General features: G+C 39.9%; 10 protein-coding genes. All 10 read right to left on the bottom strand.

Annotated elements, in window-relative coordinates; all coding sequences use genetic code 11:
• The 10 genes from U9K52_RS07230 to U9K52_RS07275 all read right to left on the bottom strand — a co-directional run bounded on the left by U9K52_RS07230 (position 1) and on the right by U9K52_RS07275 (position 19,127).
• A complete protein-coding gene (locus U9K52_RS07230) occupies positions 1–1,374 on the bottom strand; it encodes a glycoside hydrolase family 43 protein (protein ID WP_322925789.1) in 1,374 nt (457 codons plus the stop codon).
• A 16-nt stretch (positions 1,375–1,390) separates the two neighbouring features.
• Positions 1,391–3,835 (bottom strand): TIM-barrel domain-containing protein, encoded by a 2,445-nt coding sequence (locus U9K52_RS07235; protein ID WP_322925790.1) that lies wholly within the window; start codon positions 3,833–3,835, stop codon positions 1,391–1,393.
• Between the two features lie 107 nt (positions 3,836–3,942).
• The gene (locus U9K52_RS07240) at positions 3,943–5,877 is read right to left on the bottom strand and encodes an alpha/beta hydrolase-fold protein (protein WP_322925791.1); all 1,935 of its coding nucleotides are present in this window, start codon (positions 5,875–5,877) and stop codon (positions 3,943–3,945) included.
• 59 nt (positions 5,878–5,936) lie between these two features.
• Complete coding sequence (locus U9K52_RS07245) at positions 5,937–7,544, bottom strand: glycoside hydrolase 43 family protein (protein WP_322925792.1); 1,608 nt, start codon at positions 7,542–7,544, stop codon at positions 5,937–5,939.
• A gap of 65 nt (positions 7,545–7,609) precedes the next feature.
• Positions 7,610–9,313, bottom strand: a complete 1,704-nt coding sequence (locus tag U9K52_RS07250) for a glycoside hydrolase family 43 protein (RefSeq protein ID WP_322925793.1) — start codon at positions 9,311–9,313, stop codon at positions 7,610–7,612.
• Positions 9,314–9,490: 177 nt separating this feature from the next.
• The gene (locus tag U9K52_RS07255; protein WP_322925794.1) at positions 9,491–11,953 is read right to left on the bottom strand and encodes a glycoside hydrolase family 95 protein; all 2,463 of its coding nucleotides are present in this window, start codon (positions 11,951–11,953) and stop codon (positions 9,491–9,493) included.
• A 144-nt stretch (positions 11,954–12,097) separates the two neighbouring features.
• Complete coding sequence (locus tag U9K52_RS07260) at positions 12,098–12,913, bottom strand: SDR family oxidoreductase (protein ID WP_322925795.1); 816 nt, start codon at positions 12,911–12,913, stop codon at positions 12,098–12,100.
• Positions 12,914–12,994: 81 nt separating this feature from the next.
• The gene (uxuA, locus tag U9K52_RS07265) at positions 12,995–14,173 is read right to left on the bottom strand and encodes a mannonate dehydratase (RefSeq protein ID WP_248392947.1); all 1,179 of its coding nucleotides are present in this window, start codon (positions 14,171–14,173) and stop codon (positions 12,995–12,997) included.
• Between the two features lie 91 nt (positions 14,174–14,264).
• Entirely contained in the window at positions 14,265–16,220 is a 1,956-nt protein-coding gene (locus tag U9K52_RS07270) for a RagB/SusD family nutrient uptake outer membrane protein (RefSeq protein WP_248392944.1), read from the bottom strand.
• Positions 16,221–16,232: 12 nt separating this feature from the next.
• On the bottom strand, positions 16,233–19,127 hold the full coding sequence (locus U9K52_RS07275) for a SusC/RagA family TonB-linked outer membrane protein (protein ID WP_248392941.1): 2,895 nt from the start codon (positions 19,125–19,127) through the stop codon (positions 16,233–16,235).
• Positions 19,128–19,221: the final 94 nt, after the last annotated feature.

A 19,221-nucleotide genomic window follows, 5' to 3' on the forward strand; every position in this document is an offset into this window, starting at 1 on the left:
TTAGATTTCATTAAACTTCCACCAGTCGAAATAGAAAAGGTCTCTGTCTCCTCTGAAAACAAAATATACATTATGAATGCCTTTCATATTCTTAACCGGCGTCTTTATGGTTTTGAAAATATCGCCTTCGGCTTTTCCGTTTACTGTTACCGTTCCCAGAACAGGTCCGTCGATCGCATCGGTACGAATTTCTATTTTTCCGCCGTACAATGCTGCTACAGACACTTCTATAGAATGGGTTCCTTTGGAAAAATCTACGCCCTGGACTTTGATATAATCTCCATTGTTGACCGACGATACAACGATACGATCGGTGATTTTTTTACCTGTATCATAAGGATTATTTCTTTCCCATTCGGTCATTTTCTCGGTTTTAAGACCTTCGCTAAAAGCTATGGTTTCGGCTTCTACTCTTTGATATGGATTAAGTGTTGCAATTCTTTGCACGCCTTCCGAATCCCAGAACGGAAGCTTCTGAATGGTACCATCAGCATTGTATTTCATTTCACTTACGCAGACAGAACGTCTCTCGTAATGTTTGCTCATTGTCTGTTTTCCTATATTGTAATTGAATCCGAAAACGTAAGATTTTCCTTTATAATCAATGATTCCCGGATGATTTCCGTTGGAACGTTTGTCGCTGTCCATAATCATTCCTTTAAATTCCCAGGGTCCTGCTGCCGATTTTCCCATCGCATAACCGATTCCTTCGGGACAGCAGGTAGATGCATAGGCCATATAATATTTCCCGTTTCTTTTCCACGCCCAGGGTCCTTCCTGATAATGAAAAGGGTCAGGAGAGCCTTTGATCTTGGCCACAGATGGATCTTTTACAATATTGCCATTTACCGAAATCATATCTTCGTTCAGCTTCACATACCAAAGGTTTGGATTTCCCCAATACAGGTAAGCTTGCCCGTCATCATCAATCAGGACCGTAGGGTCTATATCGTCGCTTGAATTTTTAACCAAAGGTTTTCCAATCGGATCTTTGAAAGGACCGTACGGACTATCAGCGACCAGAACTCCAATTCCTCTTTGTCCGGGCATCGGGCAGTACATATAAAATTTCCCGTTTCTTTCGATTACCTGCGGCGCCCATGCTCCGTTTTCCGGATCGGTCCATTTGAAATCTTTAAGGGAAGCCACAACGCCGTGGTCTGTCCAGTTGACCATATCCGTGGAAGTATAAAGCAGCCAGTTTTTCATTTTAAATCCGAAAGCATCATCTTCATCATGACTCGTATACAGAAAAACCGTGTCTTTGTAGACCATCGGTGCAGGATCTGCAGTGAATTTGGTTTGGATAATGGGATTCTGGGCGAATGACATCTGAAAAAATCCTAAAATTGTTATTAGAGCTAAATATTTCATCGTTATTATTTTAAGATTATTTAAATTTTACACTTACGCTCTTGCCGGAATAACTGACTTTTTTCTCCCGCCCATCCGGTAGAATTATATGAAAAGTCCTTTTCGCAATTATTCCCTGATATCCGCCTTTCCGGGCACCAATCGTAAGTATTTCAGCTTTATCATTCCAGTGAAAGGGAATTTCTGTATACTTTCCTTTCTCATAATTGTAATTATCAAATTCATCTTCGTATAAGATGAAATCCGAGTTAGCTCCGGGATAAACTTTAATGGTAAGATTGTCCCATTTTTTCTCAGTCGCATATTGTACATCGGGACCAAACGGAATGATGCTTCCCGCTTTTATATATAAAGGAATGACCTGAAGATTAAGCGTTTTCTGAATTTCATGACCTCTGTTGTGTTTTTCATTCGTCCAGAAATCAAACCAATCTGCGCCTGCCGGAAGATAGACTTTCACCGTTTTATTTTGTGAGAAATCTACATTGGAAAGTGAATTTTCTTTTTTGTTGGCATCAGTTTTATTCCAGCCTTCATTTTCATCGGTTTTTACTATTTTTTCAGGAGTATACTGTGCATTCAGAATCGGAGCAACTAAAAATGACTTTCCGAAAAGATATTCGTTATTGATATCCCAGGTTTTTTTGTCTGCCGAAAAATCCATTGAAAGAGCACGCAGAAAACTTGAATTATTTTTAGAAACGTCCCAAGAAACAGAATAGATATAGGGCAATATACTGTAACGCAACCTGATGAATTTCTCTATTGCATCATAAACCGGATCACCTTTCTGGCCAAACTGATAAATTTCTCTCGGCACATCGGTTCCGTGTGAACGCATCATGGGCGTGAAAGTTCCATACTGCAACCACCGAACGTACAGTTCCTGAAACATTTTGTTTTGGGGGCCTCCGTTTCTTTTATAAACCCCGCCGAAAAACCCACCAATATCTGAATTAAAATTCGGATTGCCTGTCAGACTGAAATTCAGTCCTGCAGGAACCTGGTTTCTCAACGATTCCCAGGAAGAATTGATATCGCCGGACCAAGTATTGGCAGCATATCTTTGCTGGCCGGCAAAAGCCGATCTTGTGAGAATAAAAACTCTTTTATCACTTGTGGTTTCGCGCTGGTGATCGTAAACTCCGCCTATTGTCATCAAAGGATAGGCATTTCTCACTTTGCGGAAGGAACCGAGATACGTTTTGGTATTTAAATCTTCGGGGTTCTGGCTAAGATGGTCCGGTTCCGTAGAATCCATCCACCAGCTGTCTACTCCAAGGCTGAACAACCCTTTATTTAAAAATTTCCAGTAAATTTCCCGGGCTTCAGGGTTGTAAGCATCGTAAACACGGACACCTGAAGGATAGTTCAGATCCGGAGGCCAAGTGTCTCTTCCTGATTCAGGCCAGGTTTTGAAATTGAAAAGCATCCCTTTTTTATCCATTTCACGGTACTGATTGGTCATTGGTCCGAAAGAAGACCAAATAGAAACGGAGAGATGTGCATTCATATCGTGAATATCCTGTATCAATTTTTTGGCATCGGGAAAATCGGGGCTGATGAAATCCATCGCGTTCCACTGATAATTATTCCCCCAATATTGCCAGTCCTGGATGATTCCATCTAAAGGAACTTTTAAATCGCGGTATTTTTTTATCACCTCTACCAGTTCCTCCTGACTTTTATACCGCTCTTTGCTTTGCCAGTAGCCGTAGGTCCATAAAGGAAGCATCGGCACATTTCCTGTGAGGCTGCGCATTCCTGCAATCACTGCGTCGGCATTTTTTCCGTAGATAAAATAATAATCTATCCCGTCTCCTACTTCCGAAGAGAACGATGTTTTCTCCGGTGTATCGGTAAACTGCGTGGGAGATGCATTGTCCCAAAAAATACCATACCCTTTTACAGACTGAAAAAACGGCACAAAATCCCAGGTGTTATTCTGAATCATTTTCACGTCTGTATTCCGTTGGGACATTTTTCCGTTTTGTAAAATTCCCAAGCCATAAATGGGTTCATTTTTTTCAAGCTGAAAAGACTGTGAAACAGAAAGAGTCTGATTTCCGGCATCGTCAAAAGGTTTGAATGCGCTTCCCGATTCTTTAAGAAGCTCTTCTCCTGATGGCAGCTGATAGGTTATTTCTCCTGTTGTATTGTTTATAGAAAGCTGAAGATCTTTTGTTTTTACTAAAATATTGTTCTTGCCTTCCGAAACCGAAAATTTGGTTTTCTGTTCTTTTTGAATGACGGAAAGACTATTTTTTATGAATGTTTTTCCAGATGGATACTTAATGATTCTTACCGTATTTTCACCATACCATTTTAATTCAACAGTTGCATTTTTTACAGTAACGTTGATGCCTGAGTCTGTTTTTCTGTAAGACTGTGCATTGAAATTTCCCGAAAGTAATACAATCGTTACGATAAACGCTTTATTTCTGATGGTATTGAAATTCATTTTGTGATTTGGATTGTAATTAAATTTTAAGCTTTCATTTTTTTATCATCATAATAAAAAATATATTGTCTCTTTTAGATTTTCCCGGCTGTGTAACTGCTAAAAAACTATTCAGAATCTTTAAACAGCAGCTGAGCAAAATTGTACAGGTTGTTTCTCCAGACCGGCCAGGTGTGGCCTCCGGGATACTCGGAATACGAATACTTAATGCCTAACTCATCCAGTTTTTTCATCATAACCTGACAATTTTTATAGGCAATATCTTCTTTTCCGCCCATTGAGATCCAGAAGTTTTTTATATTGGAATTGATTTTTTCTTTGTTGTCATTCATAAACTTATATTCACTATCAGCTACTTCCTGAAGAGACGGGAGAATCCATCCTGAACTGAAAACGCCCAATGAAGAAAACATATCAGAATTCTGAACGCCTGTATGTAATGTGTAAATTCCGCCCATTGAAAGTCCGGCAAGTGCTCTGTTCGCTGCATCTTTTTTAACCCTGAAATTAGATTCGGTAAATGGAATAACAGATTCCTTTAATTCTTTATCAAACATCTGCAGATTCCTGGTTCCGAAACTTCCGAACCCGGCAGGTCCGATATTGGCATCCGGCATTACGATGATCATTGGTTTTGCTTTACCTTCAGCAATTAAATTGTCCAGAATAAAATTCGTTTTCCCCTGCATTGCCCAGCCGCTTTCGTCTTCGCCGCCGCCGTGCAAAATATAGAGAACAGGATATTTTTCATTCTGATTTTTATCATAACCGGGAGGCGTGTAAATGAAAACTCTTCTCCATGAATTGGTTACTTTCGAGAAAAAACTCTGAATTCTGATCTCTCCATGCGGAACATCTTTCATTGCGTAGTATCCATCACCCGCAAAAGGTACTTCTATACCGCTGGCATATCTTCCCATTCCGTAAAATGTTTTGCTGGAAGGATCGGCAACAGCAACGTTATCAATTAATAAGGAATAATAATGAAACCCTTCACTTAAAGAATCTGTTGTGGCTTTCCAGATACCGTCCTGGTCTTTTGTAAGATCATATTTTTTTCCGAGATCAATCTGCACTTTCTGTGCTTCCGGCGCTTTCACCCTGAAAATAGCCTTTCCGTTGGGTAAAATCTGTGGAAACTGAGCATTCCTTATATTAGATTCAGCAGGAATTCCCAACACGGTAAAATTGGGAAATGCACTCTGATCTACGGGTTTAAAAATGAGCTGTGAAAATATGTACAAATCATTTTTCCAGACTTTAAAATCATGTCCGCCCGGTTCAATGTAGAATATGTGTGGAATTTTGTTTTGTCTGAGATAATCGCTGGTTCTTTTGCTAAACGGCATCAATCCGTCGGCATCGCCGCAGGAGATCCAGATCAGTTTTAATTCTTTTGCTTTTTGAGGATCCGGAAGTAAAACCTGAGGTTCTTTTGTATTGGGAGCAGATGAAAAACCACCTACCCAGGCAAATTTATCAATATTTCCCAGTCCGAAATTCAGGGTTTGTCCGCCTCCCATTGAAAGTCCGGCAATGGCTCTGTTTTCACGGTCTTTTTTTACCGGAAATTTCTTTTCAACAAAAGGAATAAGATCATTCAACAAATCTTTTTCAAAAGTTGCGAATGCTTCCACCTTATCTTTTGCCATGATATTTCCCGTTGCACGATCGTTTTTCATGGCTCTGCCATTAGGCAAAACAACGATCATGGGTGTTAATTTCCCTTCGGAATAAAGATTGTCAAGAATGATTTGGGGCGTTCCGTTTTTATACCATTCTTTTTCGTCGCCTCCGATTCCGTGCAGCAAATACAGAACAGGATATTTTTTATTTTTATTAAAACCCGGCGGTGTATAAACCAACGCTTTTCTTACCGTTCCTACCGTTTTGGAAGGATACTGAATGCTGTCAATTTTTCCATGGGGAATATTTTGTTTTATCTGGTCAAAACCGACAGGAGCCTGCTTTTCAAAATTCTGGGCTGATGCAAAAATTCCTGTGAGTGAAAATGCGATTGCAAATACAATTGAATTTTTCATATTTTTATTTGTATTTTATACACTTATTAGTTTGGATAAAAAATTTTATTAAGATTGATTTAATCTTTTCGTTTAAATTCAAAAAAGTCTACATCTACAAATCCTCCTGAAGTTTTTGTTGCATAGTTGAACACGGCAAATTTGGACCCCATAAAGAACCTTCTGTAATCGAAAATCATTCTGTAATCTTTTGCCATTTCCGTCCAGTTTTTCTGATCCGTGCTGTAATAGAAATCAGCTGTGTCTTTACCTAAATTAAAATCGGCATCAATCTTCAAGAAAACTTTGTCCGAATTTAGCGGAATACGTTTTGTTTCCTGCGCTTTTACATCGGTAATGGCTTTTGTTTTATTGTCCAAACTTACCGAAGCAGAAGTAAAAACGATGAATTTTTTGCTGCCTTCTTTCACAACAGATAAAATTCCGGAATCTCCGTTGAAAGCACTGAAACCGGCTACATCACCTTCTTTCATCCCTTTAACATCCAGGGAAATAATTCCGCTCGATTTCGGGCCTTCCATTCTTTGAGTTAAAGTATTGGGAGCGGCAAACAGATTATCTACAACCCTGCTTGTTTTCAGTCTTAAAAATCCTTTTCTTTCAGATAGAGACCAGGCTTCATTTACCGGATTATGATTCCATTGCCACTGTATTTTCATTTTCTTTCCGGAAAAATCGTCGCTTTCGATCAGGTGATTTTTAGGTTTAAAAGGTGGAATCGGAATTTCTCCATGCAAAGGAACTTTTCCGTTATCTCCCAACACCGGCCAGTCGTTTTGCCACTTTACAGGAAGCAAAATGGGCACACGCCCCACTCCGTTTCGATCCTGGAAAATTAAGGAATACCAGTTTCCATTTTTATCGTCGATCAAAGCACCTTGCCCTGCGTAAGAAAACCCCAGAAAATTATCTTCAAGAATTACTTTTTTTTCGTAGGGTCCCGTTATTTTATCAGCTCTGTAAACGACCTGTCGGCGTTTTTCATTTCGCGGCCAGGATATCATCATCATATAATATTTTCCATCTCTTTTGATGATCTGGTTGCCTTCCAGAAGTCCGGTTTCTTCAGCATCTTTCTGAAAAATCTCCGTTCCGTTCTGATCTCCGATAACATTTTTAAAATCAGGACTGAGCTCAAAAACTTTATTGGACGTAAAAACATACACGCGGTCATCATCGTCAAAAAACAAGGACGCATCATGAAAGTGTTTTGTTCTGGTGATTAATTTCCAACTGTCTTTTTCGGGATTTTCCGTTACGTAAAAATAAGATTTGAACGGCTCGTCATTGGGAGAAAACAGTACGTAATACTTTCCTTTGTGATAACGGATGGAAGAGGCCCATTGTCCGCGTCCATAGACTGTTCCGTTTAATAAATCATATTTCGAATTGTCATTTAATGTATTGAAAACATAGCCAGACATTTCCCAGTGTACGAGATCTTTGGAATGCATCACCGGTGCTCCCGGCATGAGATGCATGGTAGTGCTAATGAGATAAAAATCATCACCGTTTCTGGTGATGGACAAATCCGGAGCATCAGCCCAAATAATGGGATTGGTAAATTTTGTAACGGATTTCTGAAAAGGGTTTATCTGGGCTGAAAGATGATTCAGCCCGATAAATCCCAAAAAAGAAACTATATAAAATGATTTTTTGATATTCATGGTGATATGGTTATTTTACAGCATTCAAGGTTTTGAAATCCTGAAGATTTAGAATCAGTATTTAATTAATTCGGAACAATATCATTTGAAGAGGTACTGTATAATCCTATTAAACTTCCTGTAAAGCCACCCGCAACATCTGTAGAAAGAATATCTCCCGAAACCGGTTCTCCAAGACTTTTAAAATTTTTACCATCCGCAGAATAACTGAAACCGAGCATATCTTTTTCACCGGTTACTTTTAGTGTAAAAGCTTTCGACCAGGAAATTTTTTCGCTTGCTATCAATTTAGATTCCCCTTTTTCAGTTCTTTCCAAGACCATATAAAAATCTTTATCTTTCTTCGTAATTCCGAAAACATAATTGAATCTTTCGCTCTGATAGCAGGTGATTCCGGCAAGTTCTTTTTCAGATTTAGGTTTAAAATCCAAACTGACAGATGTTTCAAAATCCTCATGCTGCAATCTGTGGAATAAAGCCGAAACCGGTGCTAATGCTTTGATATTGGTTTGAAAAGGATTCACCTTTACTCCGTTTTTTGTTATTGTGATAAAATTTTCACGCGGTCCTCTCATAGCGATCCATCGGAAATCCAGATTTTTATCGGTTAATTTATCCGAATATGTAAAATTTCCGTTCGGGAAAAAGCCATTTTTCCCGGTTTGATTTTGCGCACCCTGAGGCAGTTTCAACTTTGGTTTCATGGGAACCAGTCCGTTTTGGAAAACAGGATACGTCCCGCTCCAGTCAACCGGAAGAATGAATGTTTCGCGGCCTTTGTTCACACGGTTGTTTACATTCGGACGAATGGCCAGAAAAACCCCGTACCATTGTCCGTTCGGGCCTTCCACCAAGTCGGCGTGACCTGCCCAATCTACTTTCTCTTTTCGGTCTTTCGGAAAATAGCGCTGTGTAAGAATCGGGTTATTTTTTGCAGGAATAAAAGGGCCTTTCGGAGAATCGGCCATAAAGATTACCTCGCTGTGATTGCCACCGGTTCCTCCTTCTGCACACATCAGGTAATATTTCCCTTTATATTTGTAAAGATGCGGACCTTCAATCCAGATTGGTTTTTGGGTAAGGTCAACACCACCGTTTACTATAATTTTATCTGTACCCGGTACCACCTGGTCTTTTTCCAGATCGTAATCCCAGATTTTGATCACGCGGTGTCCGTTGTATTGTTCGGTTCCTTTTGGCGGTGCATCATTATGAACGATGTAGGCTTTTCCGTCTTCATCAAAGAAAATCGCAGGATCGATTCCGTCGAAATTAAGCTTCTGAACTTCGCTCCAACCTTTTGCGGGATCTTTCGTTTTTACGACCATATTTCCTACTCCACCAGCAATCTGGGTCGTAATCATATAAAATGTATCGTTGTATTTGTTGTATTTGATATCCGGTGCGTAAATTCCCTGCGAGACTCCTCCTTTTTCAACTTTCAACTGAGAAGGTCTGTCCAGAACGTGCCCTACCTGCTTCCAGTTTACCAAATCTTTGGACGTAAAAATCGGAACTCCCGGGAACATTGAAAATGAAGAATTTACCAGATAATAATCTTCACCTTTTTTAGTGATGCTCGGATCCGGATAACAGCCCTGAAGAATCGGTGAGTAAAATTCATCTGACTGTAAAGAATTATCATTGTATATTTTATCGTTTCCACGGTAATTGAAATTGGAGAATGTCTGTGCGGAAATATTGCTTATGGAAAGCAGGACCGCTGCTGCCAGAATATTAGTCCTGTTCTTTAAAAAATTTGGATTCATGGGTTTCTTTTTCATATATAAATTTCTTAATTTCTTGTTTTAAACGTTGAACCCTTCGGGTTCTTTATTATTTTGTCATTATCCACAGGTTTCACCTGTGGCTATTTTTGTTGAACCCTTCGGGTTTGTTTTTCATTGTTTAATAGGATTTCATCCTATTCTGATTAGGTCGTCCTTTCAGGACTTTATTTTTAAGATGTATGTTTTTCCCGGCTCTGTTTGGAAATCATATATCAACGATGCTTTAATTTCAAAAGGATTTAATTTTGCATCTGCCGAAATTAAAGGTGCTTTGATTTCAGGAATTTCAAAAAACGGGTTCGGATTCTTACCTTGTGCTTTTTTAAGTTTTGAGCTTCCTGAAAGCTGCATTTCATTCGGAATTCTTATTCTGCAATTCCCGCCAAGTCCTGACTTTATCATTACCTCTTTTGCCTTATTATTTTCCCATATAATACTTATTTCAAAACCTCCGTATGTTTTTAAACCGGAAATTTTCCCGTTTTTCCACTCATCAGGAAGTGCAGGCAGCACGTCGATAAAGCCATTCTGTGTCTGCAGCAACATTTCCGTAATTCCTGAAGTGCAGCCGAAATTTCCGTCGATCTGGAACGGCGGATGCGCATCAAAAAGATTCGGATAGGTTCCTCCTTTTTTCCCCCAGCCATCTTTTTCGACCAAGGTAAGCTGGTCTTTGATCAATTTATTTGCATGATTTCCATCCAAAAGTTTTGCCCAGAGATTTACTTTCCAGCCCATTGACCAGCCTGTGGAAACATCGCCGCGATGAATTAAAACCGTTCTCGAAGCATCCGTTAGTTCAGGAGCAGTAAACGGATTAATTTGGTTGGAGGGAAACAATCCGTATAAATGGGAAACGTGCCTGTGATTATCTTCAGGGTTATCCAGATCTTCCATCCACTCCTGCAGCTGTCCATATCTTCCGATTTTCATGGGTGGTAATTTTGAAATAACAGAATTCCAGACCTGAACTTTTCCAGCATCCACATTGAGAATTTCTGCTGCTTTTTTTGTTTTTGTAAATAGGTCGAACATTAGCTGATTGTCCATGGTATTTCCGGCTGCCAATGCACTTCCCTGATGCCTTTGAGGAATGTTCTCTGGAGACATGGACGGACTTACCACGAGCCATTGGCGCGTAGGCTCTTCAATTAAAAAATCCTCATAAAACTCTGTAGCTGATTTAAGTACAGGATAAACAGATTTTAAATAATTTTTATCACCATTGTATAAGTATTTTTCCCAAAGATGCTGCGAAAGCCACGCTCCGCCCATCGGCCACATTCCGGCATTCGCAAAATCCACAACCCCTGTTATTCTCCAGATATCGGTATTGTGATGAGCTACCCAGCCTCGGCTGTTGTACATTACTTTCGCCGTTTCTTTTCCTGTATTGCTTAAATCTCTGACCATCTGAATCAGAGGTTCGTGCATTTCAGAGAGATTGGTTTTTTCGGCAGGCCAGTAATTCATCTCCGTATTGATATTGATGGTGTATTTGCTGTCCCATGCCGGTTTATTCGAATTGTTCCAGATTCCCTGAAGATTGGCAGGCTGACCGCCGGGCTGTGATGAAGAAATTAAAAGGTAACGCCCGAACTGATAGTATAATGAGATAAGTTCCGGATCGTAACCTGATGCAAAATTTTTAACACGAATATCAGTAGGATTTTTTGCGGCTTCAGAAGTTCCTAAATCAATATCAACTCTTTTGAAGTAGTTTTGATATGTCTTTAAATGATTTTTAAATAAGGTTTTAAAATTTTTATGTTCTGCTTCCGAAATGTATTTTCTGCTTTTCAGAACTTCGTCTGTATTTAACGTTTTATAATCTGTAAAGTTTGTAGCGATTGATATCAAAATGGTAACTTCATCTGCATTGTTTACCGAGATAGATTTTCCTGAAATAGAAATATTTCCACCTTTTGTAATAAATTTTGCCACGGCATTAAATTTCACTCGCCCCTGTACACCGTCTAAAATTGAGGATAAACCGTTCATTTGCAATGTAACACCATCAGCCTGAGTATTTTTTTTGAGCTCACTGTCGAAATTTGCTGTGAAATTCAATGCATTTTTTTTGTCAGTGCTGAGTTTAACCACCATTATATTATCCGGAATTGAGGCAAATACCTCTCTTTTAAAATGAACTCCGCCGGAAATGAAAGTTGTCGTCGTAAGTGCTTTCTCAATATCTAATTCCCTGTAATAATCTTTAATGTCATCAAGATTATGAAAATCAAGTGTGAAATCACCAATATTCTGAAATGCTGAGCCGTGAAGTGTTTTTGCCGTCAGACCTTTATCAGCAAGAATCTGTGCTTTTTTATAATTTCCCTTGAAGAGATAATATCTAATAGAATCCAGGACTTTAGGGCCGTCCGGATTATCATTTTGGGAAGGTCCTCCCGACCAGAATGTAGCTTCATTAAGCTGAAGTTTTTCTTTGTGAGGATCTCCGAAAACCATTGCAGCAATTCTTCCGTTGCCGATAGGTAAAGCTTCAACCCATTGCTGGGCGGGCTTGCTGTACCACAGCTTATATTTTCCTCCTTTTTGGGCAGAGGAAAATATACTGATCAAAAGACAGATTGCGATATTGCAAAGTTTAGATTTCATTTTTACTTTTTTAATACTTCAAACTGCAAACTGATATTAAGCTGTTTCGTTTTTATTTATCACTTTAATAATCTGATATTATAAAGGATATACATTTCCTGCATGTATTTCTGTTACTTTAACATGAAGAAAATCAACTCAAATTTAAACTCCGCTGAAAGCGCTGAAACCACCATCAACAGGCAATAATGCACCGGTAATAAAACTTGCTGCATCTGAACAGAGAAATTGTATTACCCCGTTTAGTTCTTCTACTTCACCAAAACGCTGCATCGGCGTTTTAGCAATTACTTTTTTGCTTCTGTCCGTAAGAGAACCGTCCGGATTTAACAAAATCGCCCGGTTCTGGTCACCAATAAAAAAACCGGGAGCTACTGCATTCACACGGATTTTATCTCCGAATTTCAATGCTACATCTGAAGCCAGCCATTGGGTAAAGTTGGTAATTGCGGATTTGGCCGCAGAATATCCTGCCACTCGGGTAATCGCAGAATAAGCTGCCATAGATGATATATTTACGATGCTTCCGCTTCTCTGCTCTGCCATTGCTTTTCCGAAAACATAGCTCGGGTAAACGGTACCGTTGATATTGAGATCGGTAACCTCATCCCAGCCTTGTATATTCATATCAAAAAATGACTGTTCCGGAGATAATGTTGCGGAAGGAATGTTTCCACCGGCGATATTCAGCAGAATATCAATTCTTCCGTATTTTTCCTTAATTTTTTCTGAGGCCGCTTCAAGACTTTCAATGTTCAACACGTTTGCTTCTACGGCAAATGCTTCACCTCCTGATAGCGTCAGTTCTTTTACAAGAGCATTCAGTTTTTCCTGATTTCTGCCCAATGCTACTATTTTTGCTCCTGCTTCTATGAAACTTTTGGCAAGACTTCCTCCCAAAACGCCTGAAGCACCTGTAATGATCGCAACTTTATCTTTAATGCTGAATAAATCTTTCATGACTATAATTGATGATAAATGATGATTGATATATTTTCCACAGGTTTCACATGTGGCTACTATTATTGGATCCTTCGGATCCTATTTTTTCTTCGATATTTCATTTTGTACAGCCGCCATCACGCCTTCAATCTGTCCTAAAGCCAGCATTCTTCCTAAGAAAGAGTAACCGGGATTATAACCTTTTCCGATATCTTCAGTTAAAAGTCTTCCGTGGTCAATTCTCATCGGCAACTCAGGATTTTCCTTTTCAAATATGCGGACTACGTCAATCAATTTACCTCTTCCTCCAAGGTGGTGTGCCTCTATGAAATCTCCGTTTTCAAAAACATTTGTGCTTCTCAGGTGAACAAATTTTGTCCGGCGGGCAAACTTCTCAGCCAGCTTTGGTACATCATTATTCGGGTTGGCACTTAAAGAGCCGGCACAAAAGGTCAATCCGTTGTGAGGATTGTCCACGGCATTCAGAAACCACTCTATATCTTCTTCATTGGTTACGATTCTTGGCAAGCCTAAGAGCGCAAACGGAGGATCATCGGGGTGTACACACATCTGGATGTTCCATTCTTTGCAAACCGGCATTATTTTTTCAAGGAAGTATTTAAGGTTCTGGCGAAGCTGGTTTTTATCAATTCCATCATACAAAGCCAGTAAATTATTGAACTTGTCGACAGGGTTTAAATCACCTTCTTTAATGTTTCCATTAACAAATCCCTGGGTTTTTACAATAACCGAATCAATGAGAATGTTTTTGTCTTCTTCGGTAAGCGTGCTTTTCAGCTCTTCCACTTTCTGAAGAATCTCCGGTGTATAATCGTTTTCTGCGTCTTTCCTTTTCAGAATATGAATTTCAAAATAAGCAAATTTAGCTTTATCAAAATATAATGATGATGAACCGTCTTCCCATTCGTGGAATAGATCTGTCCTTGCCCAGTCGAGCACTGGCATAAAGTTATAGCATACTGTTGTTATTCCTGCTTTTCCAAGATTTTCGAGACTTTTGATATAATTATCTATTAAAAAATCCCGGTCTTGACCTCCGTATTTTATTGCTTCACTTACCGGAAGGCTCTCCACAACAGACCAGCGAAGACCGTGACTTTCTATATAGTTTTTGTAATCATTAACAGCCTCTAAACTCCAGATTTCTCCGTTCGGAATATCATGAAGTGCAGAAACAATTCCTTCTACCCCGATTTGCCGGAGTGTGCCAAGCTTTATTTGATCATTCTTCCCAAACCAACGCCATGTTTTTTCCATAATATTATATTTTAATTTTATTAAAACAAAGCAGGTGCTTTTTGGTAAACACCTACTTTGCTGTTAATATGAATGTAAGAATAAAAATCAATTAATAACCAGGATTCTGGTATTTTGCTTTTACATCTGCAGACACTTCCATCGCATCCAGCTGATTCTGAGGAATCGGTCTCAGATAATGGAAAGGTTTTATTGTTCTTGTTACCGTCTGCGGCGTATGGTCTCCGTAAGAAGCTCCTGCGATCTGGTAGGTAGCTGCATACTGCTCCCATTTTTGGGTACGTACCAAATCATACCATCTGTAGAATTCTCCATAATATTCTCTGGATCTTTCTGCAAGGATATAATCAATAGTGATTGTTGAAGGCGTTGCGGCGATCATAGCTGCGCTGTTATCAGCGATATAAGAAACATTCTGCGCATTATTGAACTTCCATTTTCCTGCTCTTGCACGGATAACGTTGATGAGATCTCTTGCGCTCATCGCTCCAGAAGCTCCTTTTACGGCTGCTTCCGCTGCAATGAAGTAAAATTCGGAGAATTTCGCAACATTAAACGGACGGGTAAGGCCTGCATTCGGATAACCTAAGCCATTCGGATCATCCGTACGGTAAGTTCCGATTTTCCAAAGACCAGGATAAACAATTCTGCTGATACCGTTCGGTGCAATTACCCAGTCTGCTCTTCCTGGCAGTGTTCCTGCTCCTACTCCGCTTTGTCCTGCCCCTGAAGGATAGGCAGGAGTTTGAGAATCGTCGTTCAGGAAGCTGAGAATAGCTCCTCCAGGCTGTACCGGAAGGCTGTTTGCGTTGTATAGAACCGGTACTGTTGTAAGTCCTGTTCCGTTTTTATTCCAGTTTCCTCTATACGTGGTTACAAAAGTACCATCGTAACGGGAATCAAGGGTTTTATCGGCAAAAGTATTTTTAATAACACCTAATGTAGGACACATACGAACCCAAGGTCTTCCCAGTGACTGAGCTGCTTCACGCTGAATAGAACTCACAGCGTCATTCGCGCCCCATGCTGCTGTTTTGCTGCTTTTGATGGCCGTATAGTTCCAGGTCTGCATCCAGGCTGCAAAGTTATCAGGAGCCCATCCTGAACCAAATCCTACAGGATCACTTTCATTATAATATGTGCTGGATGAAGTATGGTCTGCATACAGCATGCATTCATTATTTCTATCATTGGAACCTACATTTACATCATAAAAAGTAGCCTGTAAACTGTACGGTGCAGGATTGGTAATTCCCGCCATTGCCACGTCATAAGCCTGCTGGAAATACCATTGTGCATTGTGACCGTCCGGATCAGTTCTGGGTGTTTCCGGATAGGTAGGGATATTGTTAGGGTTCTGCAACCACCAACCGTAGGTAAGATATGCTTTAGCCAAAAATAATCTAGCTGCATTTTTCGTAACTCCTCCCGTTACACGTGGTGAAATTGGCAAATTGTCTACCGCCTTTTTGAGATCCGGGAAAATTACTTTTGAGTAAACTTCCGGTACCGTATTTCTTGTGGAAGTAGCTACCGGTGCTGTATTAAATTTAAGTTCTCCCGAACCGAGATCCAAAGGAACACCTCCGTAGGTCTGAACAAGCATAAAATAATCAAACGCCCTGAAAAACCTGGCTTCAGAAATCATGGCTTCTGCAACACCTGCAGCAGGCCCTTTTTCAATAATTCCGTTGGCTGTATTTATGTATGGAAAAACAGAACCCCAAACCATGCTTGTAGGAAATGTATTGGAATTGATATTCCCCTGTCCTGACATATCCAGTTCTTTAAAATTACCATCCGCACTTTGTGCCCAGGTAGATTCATCGGTACCATTCTGACAGTTGCTCATAAAGTAACCGTTACCATATAAAAGTCGTAATTGTCTGTATAAAGAAGTAAAACTCTGGTTGATACCGTCTGGTGTACTTAAGTAATCAACAGTATAGACGGACCTTGGCTGCTCGTCAAGAATCTCGTTACATCCTGTAAATGTTAATGATAAAAAGATTGCTCCCAATATCATTTTTTTGTTAAAATTTATCATGACTGTACAGTTTTAAAAAGTTAAATTAAGACCCATTAAATAATTTCTTGTAGACGGATTATTGGTTCCGATAATAAGCTGACGGCTCTGATATCCGCTAACCGCCTGGTTTTCATTTCCGAAAGAGTTAGGTTCCGGATCCATTCCTGAAAACTTATGATATGGTGAAAACAGGACTAAAGGATTGGTAACCGTTACATAAATTCTGAAACTTGTAATTTTCAGATCTTTTAAGAAATCTTTATCGATGTTGTATCCTAAAGTAATAGTACGAAGCTTAAGATAAGAAGCATCAAACATAGCTAACGTGGAAGAATACTTCGGGTTGTCACCACTTAAATGGCGTCCCGGACGAGGGAAGTATGCTTCTGTATTATTTTCCGTCCAATAATCTACATCTACGTTGTTTCCTCTACCTGTTAATCTGTTCAGGTAACTTGCAGATCCGTACAATGTACTGATTAAAATTCCGCCGTGCTGGAAAGCCCCAACGGTGCTAAGTTCGAAATTTTTATATGCCAGACGAATATTAAATCCGCCCTGATATTTCGGTGCCGTATCAAAAATCTGCCTGTCATCCGGGCCAATAGCACGTACAGGAGTTCCGTCCGCATTATATCCTCCGGTATACAGCACTTTAATAGAACCCACCACATCTGCTGCCGTTCCCGGCTCAAGAATATTCTGGTATGGGTCTCCTGCCTGCCAAAGACCAATATACTGATAATCATACAGAGAGTTAATATTATGGCCTACAAACCAAAGGTTGTTTACATCTCTGTCGATTCCTGAAGCGAGTGCTAAAATCTTATTTCTGTTGGTATAAAAGTTAACTCCTGCATCCAAAGAGAAACCGTCCGGATTGTCTAAAATTGTTCCGTTTAAAGAGAATTCCCATCCTTTATTTTCTGTTTCCGCAACATTTTTCGTTACAAAAGAAAGACCTGAAGATGGTGGCAACGATTTATTAGATAACAGATCATAAGTATGTGTTCTGTAATATTCTATACTACCGGTAATACGGTTATTGAATAATCCGAAATCTGCTCCGTAGTTTTGTGTTTTAGAATATTCCCATCCGAGATCAGCGTTGGGAGCCTGATTTACGTAAACCCCTGTACCATTTGAACCTCCGAAATTATAAGGCGTTACGGTAAGTGATCCTAATGTTGAGTAAGGAGCTACTGCCTGATTGGAAGTTTGTCCCCAACCTGCTCTTAGCTTGAAAAGATTCAGCGCCTTGATATTCTGCATGAAAGATTCATTCGTAATGTTCCATCCTAAAGACAGTGCCGGATAGGTATGCCATTTATTTCCCGGAGCAAGTCTTGAAGATCCGTCTGCACGAAGCGTTGCGGTCAACATATATTTATTGTCATAAGTATACATTACTCTTCCCATCGCTGAAAGAAGACCTGTCTGCTCATACCTCTGATCTTCCGGTCTTACGGTAATGTCCGCCTGAGGAGACTGTCCTAAATTATAATACTGGAAAAAGTCTGCAGGTACATTTTTTGCACTCATGTAGGAACTTGTAAACCTGTTTCCTTCTGCCGAATATAATCCTACCGCGTTTACCTTATGTTTGCCAAATGTACGGTCGTAAGTTAAAAGGTTTTCCACTACCCAGTGATAGGTCTGGTTATTCCCTCTTCCTGCAGATGACGGCCCGAGCGGATTGGTATTGAATACTCCAACTCCCGTGTAATTTCCGTTATTGGCTGTACGGAAGTCTAATCCAACATTCAATCTGTATTTAAGACCGTTCAGAGGAAGACTTACCTCACCGTAAAGGTTATTGTACGAGGCAAAAGATTTGGTTTCATCTACATATTTATCGTTTAATCCTTCTAATGTTTTACGGGTATAGATCCAGGTCTGATCTATTCCTCCTGCAGTACTCATTACTCTTTTGAAGGTGCCGTCTGCATTATAAGGATCCGCAAGCGGTGAATACCCCAGAACAGCTCCCGGATTTACTCCGTTTCCTTCTGAAACCGAATAATTGGTATTAGTGGTGAATCCGAATTTAAAGGACTTTCCTACCTGCTGATCTATTGCCGTACGCAAAGAGAATCTTTCGTAACTCTGAAGCGGTATTAATGCATCTTGTTTAAAGTAAGACAATCCTACATTATAATTTCCTCCTTCCGTACCTCCTGAAACACCGACATCGTGGCTGGTCATCATTGCCGGTTTGTAGTAAAGGCTTTGCCAGTCGGTATTGTTATTATTATTTTCGTCTGCACCATTGGTGTACAAAGGCGTTGTGTTTCCTGCAGGTGTGGCATAGGCACGAAGCTGGGCAAATTTAGGCCCATCCATCATCGGGTATTTTGAAAACAGAGTCTGAACTCCGGTAAAAGAGTTGTAGGTAAATCTCGGTTTTTGTCCTTTTGATCCTCTGTTTGTTGTTACGAGTATAACTCCGTTTGCACCTCTTGAGCCATAAATTGCCGTTGCAGAAGCATCTTTGAGGATGTCTATACTTTTAATGTCACTTGAGCTAATATCGCTCAAAGATCCTACGAACGGAATCCCATCAAGAACGATAAGCGGGTTGTTGTCCCCTGTTAATGATCTTGTTCCCCTGATCCGGATCTGCATGGCTGCTCCAGGTTTTGTAGAAGTCTGGGAAATATCTACCCCGGCAGTTCTTCCCTGTAAAGCCTGTGTAATGTTTGCTGAAGGCACTTCACGAAGAACATCTCCTTTTACGGTAGCCACAGATCCCGTGACAGCTTCTTTTCTTTGTGTACCATATCCAATAACAACAACTTCATCTATCTTTCTCTCTTTTGTTACCGAATCTTTTTTAACCTGGGCATACGCGAAGCCGGAAGGTAATAAGGCCATGGCAAAAAACAGGGCCGCCTTATTGGTTTTAGCTAAATAAAATCGGTTCATAATTATTATTTTTAAATATTAGGGTTGAATAAAAGGCTATTAATAATTATAGTTCTGGTAAATCCCTAGTGTTAGCAGCCTTTTCATTTTTTAA

The organism is Chryseobacterium sp. MHB01 (genome assembly GCF_034651565.1).
Taxonomy (GTDB): Bacteria; Bacteroidota; Bacteroidia; order Flavobacteriales; family Weeksellaceae; genus Chryseobacterium; species Chryseobacterium nepalense.